Below are 11,541 nucleotides of genomic sequence, written 5' to 3'. Positions count from 1 at the left end.
AGGGTTGAGCCAACTCAATCTAGGCAAGTGTCGAAATCCCGTAAGGGAAAAACCAGGAAACCGAAGAAGTGATTCTTTGGAAGCCCCCTGTGTAATCTTTGATTCACTGGGGGAGGATGTCACCTATCTTAAGAATAGAGACATTTAGCAGTAAAACTACTTATAATAGAAATATAGAGACAGCGATCGCCATCATAAATTAAGAGCATTTACCCAAAAACTAGTGACCGCGATCGCGCCGACTAACGGTACCTTGTCACTATAGTTACCTGTCTGCTATCACAAACTCATAGTGGCGTAGATCGCTGCATGGAGGTAGCTTTAACGAGATAAATAGTACAGATAACTAAACCGTCCTCACACCCGATTAGCACACACACCAAAGCAAGGAGCAAATATGAAAACTAAATTATTAGCAATCCTAACCTTAATAGCTCCCCTATTTTTCGCTATCCCAGTCAAAGCCGACAATCCGCAGCACGTAGAACGGCTTTTAACAACTGGACAATGCTACGGGTGCGATTTATCAGGGGCAGATTTATCTCAAGCTCATTTAATAGGGGCTGACTTACGAGAAGCCGATTTACGCGGAGCTAACCTTACCGAAGCTAACCTCGAAGGTGCTGACATGACTGGTGCAAACCTCGAAGGTGCAAACCTCGAAGGTGCTTTTCTCACCAATGCTAGTCTCAACAACGCCGATCTCGACCAAGTTAATTTTACCAGTGCCACAATTCACGATGCTCACGTTGAAGGAGCCTCGATGAGCGGTATGACAATCACTGATGCTGATATCTTTAACACGAAAATTGGCGTTGGTGGTAGCTACGACGAACTCTAAACCCAAACCAGGGCGACAACTATAGCAGTAAACAGTAAACAGTGATGAGAGCCTATGCTAGCAAGGTTTTCCGAAAATGAGGATGTCCTAACTAATTCGTTCTCTGCTATAAATACTATTTCTACACTTAAGTAGTTTAGATTTCTAGGGGTACGACAACAGTTGTACCCCTATTTTCGTTTGCGATCGCACCACAAATCTGGAAGAGAAAATTTCCCGCTCAACCACACCTCCTCCCCAAGCCACAATTGCCTCTGTAGTAAAATCGGAAAACCAAAGGTAAGATTAGAACTTATTTAACTTACCAGAAAAAATTTTGAGAGCACATCAGACTACACAGATTTAAGTTTTTCGGCGATCGCATCCTAAACGAAAAAATCACTCAATCGCCAAACTGGATTTAACAATCGCTGGTACAATACGTTGACAAGCCATTTTCCCACCGCCAATATTTCTCGCTACAGGACCAATTTGTAAAGCAGCCAAACCACCCATAATAAAAAAGTTAGACTTGGGCAGACGTAAATGTTCCTCTAGTACGGGTAAACCGTTAACTATTTCTATGGGATAAGCCTCCAGTAACTCTTGTAATAAAGGATGCTCTGTAACATTAAATCTCGTACCAGTAGCCAACCAGATACGGTTAAATTGATGTTTGCTTCCATCGTCACAACAAACCTGCCAGAGATTATCTTGCCATTGTGCATCCCTAACTTGACAGCATTCATCAATCCTCACTTTGCCTTCATGAGATACTTTTCTTAATTGCAGCATCATTTCGGGAGTCATCGAACCGCCATTACGGGCTTGCTGAATTTGCTGATAACGCTCATACCAATCGGTTTCGGCGTGAAAGTCTTTGAGATATTTTGGTCCTAACCAACCAGGATCGGCATCAAAGATTTTTGATTGTAACTGTTTTCTCGTCATTAGAGTAACAGTTGCACCCAGGTTTATCCCACCTTTGGCTAAATGTCCGCTAGTTAAGCCACCACCGACAATTAAAATCCTTTCTCCTGTTAGGTTAAGTTGGTTCAAATTTACCTGTTGCGAATGACACAATTTATCTGAGGGGTAATCTGAGGTAATTTTCTCTACCCATCCAGGAAGCTGTACTTTGCTACTTCCCGTAGCTAGTACCACTCTACGGGCAATAATAGTTTCTCCCGTATCTAAAATTAATTGGAATCGAGAACGAGAAGCACGTTCGATGGGTAAAACCCGAACTACTTTAGCGGGATAAACCTTATCTGCTAACTTCCAGCGACGAATTACCTCATCACAAAAATCATTAAATAGCTTTGTTCCTGGTCTGTCATAGGGAGGAAACAATTCACTATGTCTATTTTCCGCAAAGGTTCTTAATTGATGGGGGTTGGGATCTGGATGATGGACGGCGGGCGATCGCAAATAGGGAATTTGCTGCGCCTCAAATTGTTGCTGCCATTGACTCAGCCAAGTCTGACTCGGATCGAAAACTAAGAATTTACGATCGTGCTTCGAGCTTTTTTGTAACAGGTGGGTAGTTAAAGTTAGAGCCTGAACTCCTGCGCCAATAATCGCACTATCGATATAGTTAGGTAATTTCACTCGCAAAAAATAATGATAATAGTCTCTTTTAGTATATGATAATGATTATCATTTTAATTGGCGAGCTTTCTGATCGACTTTATGACTTTTCCTACTCAACACCTCTCCTTATTCCATCGTCCTCGTCGCCTCCGTCGCACCGCATCATTACGTCGTATGGTGCGAGAAACCCAATTAACCGTTAACGATTTAATTTATCCCGTGTTTGTCATGGAAGGGGAAAATCGACAAGAAGAGATTCCTTCGATGCCAGAAATCTATCGTTATTCCCTCGATTTACTGCTGAAAGAAATAGCCGAGGCTGCTAATTTGGGGATAAATGCAGTTGCCCTATTTCCCCTCATTCCTACAGAAAAGAAAGATAACGCAGGAACAGAAAGCTATAATCCCGATGGTTTGGTACAGCGCACGGTAAAAGCAATTAAGCAAGAAATACCTGAAATTACCATTATTACCGATGTAGCCCTCGATCCTTTTTCTACCTACGGTCATGATGGCATCGTCAAAGATGGAAACATTCTCAACGACGAAACCGTAAAAGTGCTAGTAAAACAAGCTATTTCTCAAGCAGAAGCAGGAGCAAACATAGTCGCCCCTTCCGATATGATGGACGGTAGAGTAGGGGCAATCCGCCGAGGTTTAGATGCTGCTGGTTATTTTGAGGTGGGAATTTTAGCCTATTCGGCTAAATACGCTTCAGCTTATTATGGTCCATTCCGCGATGCTTTAGAATCTGCCCCCCAATTTGGCGACAAACAAACCTATCAAATGAATCCTGCTAATAGTCGAGAAGCGATTCAAGAAGTAGCCTTAGACATTGCTGAAGGGGCAGATATGGTAATGGTCAAACCAGCTTTAGCTTATCTAGATATTATTCGTCGTATCAAAGAATACACTAACTTACCCGTTGCTGCCTATAACGTCAGTGGCGAATATGCGATGGTGAAAGCTGCTGCACAGCAAGGCTGGATTGATGAAAAGCAAGTAGTTCTAGAAACTCTTACCAGTATTAAACGGGCAGGGGCAGATTTGATTTTAACTTATTTTGCCAAACAAGTCGCTTTGATGTTGCAGTAAAAAGGGTTTTGACAATTAAAAAGCCAAAAAATCTCTACTATAGTAAAGCGATCGCTCGATTGTCTCTAAGTCTCTGTCAATCTAGGAATCAATTGAGCTAAATTACAAGGACGATGGCGGGAATCGAGTTGCTCTTTGATAATACTCCATCAGTTTTTTCTGCTATGGAATGTCCCACTGCGATCGAGTTATCCACTAATATTTTGCCCGATTTATCATCAGCTTAGGTTCGCGTGTCGGAAACTGTCAGCACGGCAATTTTTAAAGGTAGTAAAGATTCTTTTTGGTTCATGTTTTACTATTTAGAGAATTAAACTTTAAGAGAAATATTTTTCTACTTCTAAAACACTTTTGCCAAAACAACTATTCACGATTTCGGTAACGCGATCGCTGTTTAAGCTAGGCAAAAAATTGCTTACAGTTAATTCTAAATATCCTGACTCGCGATAAACAAAGAATCTAATTTGATTATTTTCCCATAGCCAAACTTCAGCAATCTTTAAATATTGATATTTAGTTAAATCGTCGATATTCCCTGATGTTAGATTAACTTCTACCGCCAAATCTGGCTTGTCTTTATCTGTCTCAAAACAATAAGCCACGTCGGGTTCTTTCCCTTCTTTCCCTTCTTCCTTGAGGGTAGTTTGATTAAAGGTGAAAACAGGAATATTCGATTGACGACAATAGCCCAAAATAATCAACCTAAGATAGTCACCAATCAATTCATGGTTACGTCCTGGGGACACAATTGTAATTACTCCGTTGCGAAATGAGACTCGTTTACTCGGCAAATCTAAACTAATATATTCAGCCCAAGTCGTATTCGTAATGGTGGTAATGCGATCGCTTTTTTGTGTTCCAATGCTTAACATCTTTACTCAGGGGATATAGTTTTTTGATTATTTACCTATCTTATATTATAGCCAGGAAAGTGACTAACAGGCGATCGCTTAGTTATATATTTAATAGATCGAGCGACTATTTTGCTGAAAACCTACTTTCAGATTATTGCAAAAGAGAATATCATCTTAGCAGATAACCAGAAATTTATCCTTTCTCTATTAATGCCTACTCCGATTTACCATATCACTCATGTTAATAATCTCTCATCAATTCTGAACTCAAGTGGATTAATTGCTTTCAATCAGCTAAAACAACAACGAGCTAACTACACAGATATTGCTCATCAAACAATTCAAGATAGACGAGCGAGAAAACAAGTTCCCTGTGGTGCTGGGGGTGTATTGCATGATTATGTTCCTTTTTATTTTGCACCTCGTTCGCCAATGCTTTACACTATTAATAGAGGAAATGTGCAATGCAAATTTTGTTGAAAACAGCCCACTAAGGAAAATGATTGAATACAAGCAAGGCAACCTCTTAGAAGAACATACTGAAGCCCTCGTTAATACAGTAAACTGTGTTGGTGTGATGGGTAAAGGTATTGCTTTGCAATTCAAACAAGCATTTCCCGAAAACTTCAAGCAATATAAAAAAGCTTGTGATGCTAAACAAGTTCAACCAGGACAAATGTTTACTACCTCTACAGGTAAACTATTTCCTAAATATATTATTAACTTTCCTACCAAGCGTCACTGGAGAGGAAAGTCAAAAATAGAAGATATTGAATCTGGATTAAAAGCTTTAGTTGAAGAAGTACAAAGATTTGACATTAAATCCCTAGCTATTCCTCCCCTAGGATGCGGGAATGGCGGCTTAAACTGGAAGCAAATCAAGCCGATGATTACCAAGAGTTTTGCTGAATTACCAGATCTTAAAGTAGTAATCTTTGAACCTGGAGGTGCGCTAGTAGCCGATAAAATTAAAGTCGCTAGCACAAAACCAAATATGACTCTTGCTCGCGCTTTATTTATTCGATTGTTAGAAATATACGAAATTCCAGGCTATCGCTTGACTAAAATAGAAATTCAAAAACTGGCATATTTTCTTCAAGAAGCAGGAGAATCTTTAAAACTTAACTACGTGAAACATCAATTTGGACCTTATGCGGATAACTTAAATCATGTATTGCAAAGATTAGACGGTCATTTTATTCGTGGTTATGGCGATCGCTCTCAACAATCTCAAATGTATGTCTTACCAGAAGGAAAAAAAGCAGCACATAATTATCTAGAACAGCATCCTGAAGCAAACGAACGTTTAGAAAAAGTTAGTAATTTAATTACTGGTTTTGAAACTCCTTATGGAATGGAAATGCTAGCAACCATTCACTGGGTAGTTACGAAAGAAGATCCTCAAGCAGCAGAAGATTGTGAAAAAGCGATCGCGCTAGTGCATCAATGGAATGACAGGAAGCGCAAACTATTTAAACCAAGTCATCTACAAAAAGCATGGGAACGACTCAAACAGCAAAATTGGTTTAGTAAGACATCTGCAATTGATGGTTAGTGGGTAATAAGAGTGCGATCGCTTTTTTCGGTTCCAATGCTTAACATCTTTACTCAGGGGATATAGTTTTTTGATTATTTACCTATCTTATATTTTAGCCAGGAAAGTGACTAACAGGCGATCGCATAGGCGGTTTGTATTAATAGCAGTTTCCCTATTAATGCTTGTTACTTTAAATATAAACTCAAGGTTTTTCGTGTAAGAACCAGCGATCTAGATGTAGTAAAGCTTTAGCGTGTTCGCGAATCGCCACTCCTGGTAGGATTAAAGTACAAGGTGCGAATTCGTAGTGTTGAGCAGCTAATTCATAAGCCTCTATGGGAGTTGGCGGTTTGTTATTGACGAAAAACTGAAGCATAGTTCCATAATGAGCTACCAGTTCGGTATCGTATTTGTCATGCCAATATTTCAGGATAGCAATGTCTTCGGTGCTGTTCTGCGAGCCGTAAAAATGTATATAAGCAAGAGTTTCCCAGCTATTAGGTGTCGGCAATAGTAACAAAGGGATCGTATGGCTAAAACTTCCGTCAAACCACTCTTGATAAGACAAATCTGGTAATACTAATGTTTTTTCTCGTGGAACATTTTCTAATTCCCAAGTAAATAACCAGCGTTCAAAATCAACATCTGTAATTATTGCTTCGGAATTTAAAGCTGTTTCTACTTCTCCTGATGAGGGAGTAACACCATAATCTTGCTTGGTTGCTTCTAAATTTTGAAGATACAATTTAGATTCCCACCATTCTCTATTATCTTCACGGTCGTATTCTTTGATTCTTTTATTAATTATTACTTCTCCGTTTAAGCTTTTGGCAGCATTAGCAATAGATTCTGGTGCGACACTTTCAATAAAACTATTTCTTTGTTCGTATAGGTATTCCGAACGAATGAAATAGTTCTGCTCATTCATGTCCTCTTGCCAATTTCTCGTAGTATAAATCCAATTATAAGTAAGTAGAGGATACATATTAGTTTTCTCTATCAACGATCGCAACAAACGCCAACAAGACAACATTTGTGGTTGTGGTACTTCTATAGCAAAAGCTGATTGGGTTGATTCGGGAATTGCTAATTTAGCAATCTTACTTTTACTTAATTCAGTCTTGCTAAGTAGATCGTATAATTCTGCTAAAGTTTCGATTGCCATTAATTCAATCGTTTAATTTATTGTGATAATATCTTTATAGCTCATAGGTTATGACAATATTGGTTTTCAATTACATATTTATAGTATTTACAGATGAAATGTGAATCCTGTCATCTCGTTACTCGGTTCTACCGGGTAACGAAAAAACAAGGCTCTGCCTTGGTTTGAGCAAACTTATCTTATTAAGAAAAACCTAGATGTGGGTTTACCTCTCAGATGTAATTACTATATATTTTCCCGAAGCGCGTAGCGAAGCCATGCCGACAGGCTTATCGCTCTATTTTTTTAAATCTTAGTTTTATTAGCTAAAACTTCTTCCAAACTCTCTTGCAACTCAGTCATACTCATCGCCCCAATATCTCCTTGCTGGCGAGTACGAATGCTTAAAGTCTGGGTTTCGACTTCCCGCTTGCCAACTACTGCCACTACAGGGATTTTTTCTAATTCGGCATTACGAATTTGTTTGCCCAAACGTTCTCCCGAACAATCTATTTCTACTCGATAACCAGCCTGTTTGAGATTAGCAGCAACCGCTTCCCCATATTCCCTTTGTTCTTCACTCACGGGTAACAAACGCAATTGAATAGGGGCTATCCACAAGGGAAAATCTCCTGCATAGTTCTCGATTAAAATTCCGTAAAAACGCTCTAAAGACCCAAAAATTGCCCGATGAATCATAATTGGACGTTGACGAGAACCATCGGCTGCGACATATTCCATGTCAAAGCGTTCTGGTAAGTTAAAATCTACCTGGATAGTGGAACATTGCCAAGTCCGTCCGATGGCATCTTTAATTTTAATATCAATCTTAGGACCATAGAAAGCACCACCACCCTTATCTTCAATGTAATCCCAACCTTTGGTATTCAAAGCTTCTACTAAAGCCTGAGTCGCCAACTCCCAACCTTCATCCGTACCGACGGACTTATCTGGGCGAGTGGAAAGATTCACTTCATAGTCTTTAAAACCAAAATCCGAAAGAATCTTTTCTGTTAAGTTTAGTACCCCCAGAATTTCTCCAGCAATTTGGGTGGGTAAACAGAAAATATGGGCATCATCTTGAGTAAAGCCTCGCACTCGCATCAAACCATGTAAAACACCAGAACGTTCGTAGCGATATACTGTACCCAATTCTGCCCAACGTAAAGGAAATTCTCGATAGGAATGGAGGTCATTTTTATAAGTTAGAACGTGAAAGGGACAGTTCATCGGCTTGATTTGATAAGCCTGTTGTTCGATATCCATTGAATCGAACATATTTTCGCAATAAAAGTCAAAATGACCCGATGTTTTCCACAATTCTAAGTTAGCAACGTGGGGCGTATAAAGGAGTTCGTAACCTGCATCTAAATGAGCCTTACGCCAATAATCTTCAATGATGTAGCGCATCGTTGCACCGCGAGGATGCCAGAATACTAAACCACCACCTGCATCTTCTTGAATGCTAAACAGTTTTAACTCTTTCCCTAGTTTGCGATGATCTCGACGCTTGGCTTCTTCTTTTTGCTTTAAATACGCCTCTAATTGTTCTGGAGTTTCCCAAGCAGTACCATAAATACGTTGTAGTTGGGCTTTGGTTTCATCTCCCCGCCAGTATGCCCCCGCTACGCTTTCTAAGGCAAAAGCATTGGGGTTAATCTCTCCGGTATAGTTAATATGAGGTCCCGCACACAAATCCCACCAAGATACAGTAGCAGGAATTTTCACGGGTTTAATCAAAGAAGGTTCTGGTAAAGCAGCTTTTAGTCTTTCTCCTACATCGGGCAATCTACCGCCGTCGGGACTACCGATATAATAACGAGTAATGGTTTCTCCTTCGGGAATGCTATCTAAAATCTCTAGTTTGTAAGGTTCACCTAATTGTTCGATTTCGGCTTTAATTTCTTCCCTAGTTACCTTTTCTTGAATAATCGGCAAATTAGCTTTAATAATCAAGCGCATTTGCTTGGTAATTTTAGTTAAATCTTCAGGAGTAAAGGGTTGGGGGCGATCGAAATCGTAATAAAAACCCGTATCTGTAGTTGGTCCAATAGTAACTTTTGTCTCTGGGAATAATATTTGTACTGCCATTGCCATAATATGAGCGCAAGTGTGACGAATAGGCTCTAGTTTGGCTGGATTGGCAAGTTGTAAGGGAGACTGGGTTAACTGACTGACCATTGGGAAATTATTGTAATGATAATCGTTATCATTGTAGCATGGATTGATAATCATTATCAAAATATTCGGAAACGAACTCACTCAAAAATATGACTCGTTTAAACTATACTCTGTCCGATGCTCTGCCATCCTTACCGAAAAGCGGAATGCCAATCACAATTATTACTGGTTTCTTGGGTAGTGGCAAAACTACCTTACTCAATCAAATTTTACAAAATAAAGATAATCTAAAAATAGCGGTATTAGTCAATGAATTTGGTGATATTAACATAGATGAGCAACTACTAATCTCAGAGGAATCAGATATGGTAGAACTGGATAATGGTTGTATCTGTTGTACTATTAATGACAGTTTGATAGATGCGGTTTATCGAGTTTTAGAACGAGAAGAGAAAGTAGATTATTTAGTAATAGAAACCACAGGATTAGCCGATCCGTTGCCAATTATCCTGACTTTTCTTAGTAGAGAATTAAAGTTTTTAACTCGTCTTGACGCAGTAATTACAGTTGTGGATGCAGCAGCTTTTGATGCTGAACATTTTGAGAGTGATGCTGCCTTAAGCCAAATCAGGTATGGCGACATGGTTATTTTAAATAAAATTGACTTGGCAAGGGAAGAAAAAATTACCGAATTAAAGGCATTTATTGAAGATATTAAACCAGGATTTAGAATTTTAGAGAGCGAACATGGCAAAGTACCTTTACCGCTAATTTTGGATATTGGTTTAACCCAAGCAGATAATTATCAAGCTGAAATTTCTGAGTTTCGACGAGATAAATCTGCTTTCAATAATCATTTAGACAATGATGGTTTTAATTTCGTTTCTTTCCAAAGCGATCGCCCGTTTAAAACTGAGAAATTTGAATATTTTCTCACCGAACAATTATCAAACAATATCTTTCGTGCCAAGGGAATCTTATGGTTTCAAGAAAGTCCAGCCCGACATATTTTTCAACTGAGTGGACCTCGTTACGATTTACAAGCAGATGATTGGACGAGTCAACCGAAAAACGAACTTGTATTCATCGGGCGTAATTTAGACGAATCTTTAATTAAAGAACAGCTTGATGAGTGTTTGGCAGAGTTAGCAGTTAATAAATTTAGTTTACCCAATTTACCCTGCTAAGAATCATAAAATTTAGAAATCAATTGGTGAAATAGAGCGATCGCGCAAGATCTGCTCTTTGTTAAGATCTCATTATGGAAAAATTACAACAAATGTGAATTAGTCTAATCGATCGCCCTAATAGAGAAACCAATATTGTTCGTTGATATAATACAATTAAATTTTTAACGGATCTGTTCAGCGTAAGTAGATTCACCATACTAATATTACGAAGAGATATTAAACTGTCCTCTGCAACCGAATTGTTGTACTGCTGTCATCTACACAAGCTCTTCTCTAAATCAAACTTTTTGAAATATTAAAAATCACAGGAATTTTTTTTTCAGTGCTTTTAGGGATAGCATAGAGATTGTCTTTTCGTTGCTTGCAAAGCCTCCTAACGAACTTCCACATCAAATCACAGTCATTTTTCAAAATCTCTTCAAAATATTCTGTTCCTGTTTGTGAAATTATTTGGAATTTCACATTAGCTGGATTGGGGAAAAGCTCATTCATCAAATCAGGGTAAGACGATCTTGCTCCAGATGCAGCAGCATACCCAATGATCCACAGTGAGTAAATTACACCAAGCGCACAATATTCGGGATTACGCCAAGTTGGTGGCAAAATTCCAATCGACTCTATCTGTGGCTTTTTAAGTGCAGTAGCAATGGGGCTACTTATCCTGACAAATTGGGTTTCACCGATCTTGCCGTTAGCTCGAAACTTGATTGCAGCCACTTGTTTCCACTTGTAAGAAGACACTTCCAGTAATTCGTATTTATGAGGAAACATCCAAGTTTCGCTATCTACCGCCTTAAATAAAGAACCTGTTTCCCTACAGATTTGCTCACGAAGAGGATTTTTATGCCCAATCAGTAGAAAATCGATGCCATCTACTTTATTAACATCACCAGTAATAAGCTCAACATTCAAGTTCATGGATCTTCATTTACGTGACTGGGCAAAGTGAACTTATCTAGGGTGACTAGCAGTAATGTCGAAATTAATCCGATTGGCAATTCAATCGGCATAACTACTTATTATTAACACAGATCGTGGAAGGCAGCAAGAGTAAGACGATAATTGAGAAAATACCACATCTCTGATATTATGATAATGATAATCATTATTGTTTTTATTTCTCGGTGCATTTTTGATGCAGCCCTAACAACCTATGCTCAGTTATCCTATGCTCAGTTATCGTTTTC

At 38.9% G+C, this 11,541-nt stretch carries 10 protein-coding genes; 5 read left to right on the top strand and 5 right to left on the bottom strand.

What is annotated here, in order from left to right:
• Nucleotides 1-397: 397 nt before the first annotated feature.
• On the top strand, nucleotides 398-841 hold the full coding sequence (locus G3T18_RS22695; protein WP_224412876.1) for a pentapeptide repeat-containing protein: 444 nt from the start codon (nucleotides 398-400) through the stop codon (nucleotides 839-841).
• A gap of 378 nt (nucleotides 842-1,219) precedes the next feature.
• On the opposite strand, the gene G3T18_RS22690 is transcribed toward G3T18_RS22695, so the two are convergent.
• The gene (locus G3T18_RS22690) at nucleotides 1,220-2,431 is read right to left on the bottom strand and encodes an FAD/NAD(P)-binding protein (protein ID WP_224412875.1); all 1,212 of its coding nucleotides are present in this window, start codon (nucleotides 2,429-2,431) and stop codon (nucleotides 1,220-1,222) included.
• A gap of 81 nt (nucleotides 2,432-2,512) precedes the next feature.
• Here G3T18_RS22690 and hemB point away from each other — a divergent pair, with 81 nt between their 5' ends.
• The gene (gene hemB / locus G3T18_RS22685) at nucleotides 2,513-3,508 is read left to right on the top strand and encodes a porphobilinogen synthase (RefSeq protein WP_224412874.1); all 996 of its coding nucleotides are present in this window, start codon (nucleotides 2,513-2,515) and stop codon (nucleotides 3,506-3,508) included.
• Nucleotides 3,509-3,825: 317 nt separating this feature from the next.
• Here hemB and G3T18_RS22680 read toward each other — a convergent pair whose 3' ends face one another.
• Nucleotides 3,826-4,380, bottom strand: a complete 555-nt coding sequence (locus G3T18_RS22680; RefSeq protein ID WP_224412873.1) for a Uma2 family endonuclease — start codon at nucleotides 4,378-4,380, stop codon at nucleotides 3,826-3,828.
• Nucleotides 4,381-4,491: 111 nt separating this feature from the next.
• Here G3T18_RS22680 and G3T18_RS22675 point away from each other — a divergent pair, with 111 nt between their 5' ends.
• Both G3T18_RS22675 and darG read left to right on the top strand, forming a co-directional pair.
• Nucleotides 4,492-4,842, top strand: a complete 351-nt coding sequence (locus tag G3T18_RS22675) for a DUF4433 domain-containing protein (protein ID WP_224412872.1) — start codon at nucleotides 4,492-4,494, stop codon at nucleotides 4,840-4,842.
• 19 nt (nucleotides 4,843-4,861) lie between these two features.
• Nucleotides 4,862-5,917 (top strand): type II toxin-antitoxin system antitoxin DNA ADP-ribosyl glycohydrolase DarG, encoded by a 1,056-nt coding sequence (darG, locus tag G3T18_RS22670; protein ID WP_224412871.1) that lies wholly within the window; start codon nucleotides 4,862-4,864, stop codon nucleotides 5,915-5,917.
• 184 nt (nucleotides 5,918-6,101) lie between these two features.
• Here the strand turns inward: darG and G3T18_RS22665 are convergent, their stop codons facing one another.
• Nucleotides 6,102-7,064, bottom strand: a complete 963-nt coding sequence (locus G3T18_RS22665) for a DUF4253 domain-containing protein (RefSeq protein WP_224412870.1) — start codon at nucleotides 7,062-7,064, stop codon at nucleotides 6,102-6,104.
• Between the two features lie 285 nt (nucleotides 7,065-7,349).
• Nucleotides 7,350-9,224, bottom strand: a complete 1,875-nt coding sequence (gene thrS / locus G3T18_RS22660) for a threonine--tRNA ligase (protein WP_224412869.1) — start codon at nucleotides 9,222-9,224, stop codon at nucleotides 7,350-7,352.
• Nucleotides 9,225-9,313: 89 nt separating this feature from the next.
• On the opposite strand from thrS, the gene G3T18_RS22655 reads away from it, so the two are divergent.
• Nucleotides 9,314-10,351 (top strand): CobW family GTP-binding protein, encoded by a 1,038-nt coding sequence (locus G3T18_RS22655; RefSeq protein ID WP_224412868.1) that lies wholly within the window; start codon nucleotides 9,314-9,316, stop codon nucleotides 10,349-10,351.
• Nucleotides 10,352-10,627: 276 nt separating this feature from the next.
• Here G3T18_RS22655 and G3T18_RS22650 read toward each other — a convergent pair whose 3' ends face one another.
• Nucleotides 10,628-11,272: a hypothetical protein gene (locus G3T18_RS22650; RefSeq protein WP_224412867.1), complete on the bottom strand. Its 645-nt coding sequence runs from the start codon at nucleotides 11,270-11,272 to the stop codon at nucleotides 10,628-10,630.
• Nucleotides 11,273-11,541 lie beyond the last annotated feature (269 nt).

Origin of the sequence: Oscillatoria salina IIICB1 (assembly GCF_020144665.1) — a bacterium.
Taxonomy (GTDB): Bacteria; Cyanobacteriota; Cyanobacteriia; order Cyanobacteriales; family SIO1D9; genus IIICB1.
The sequence above is the reverse complement of the archived record's forward strand: the minus strand, read 5'-3'. Positions and strand labels throughout refer to the sequence as shown.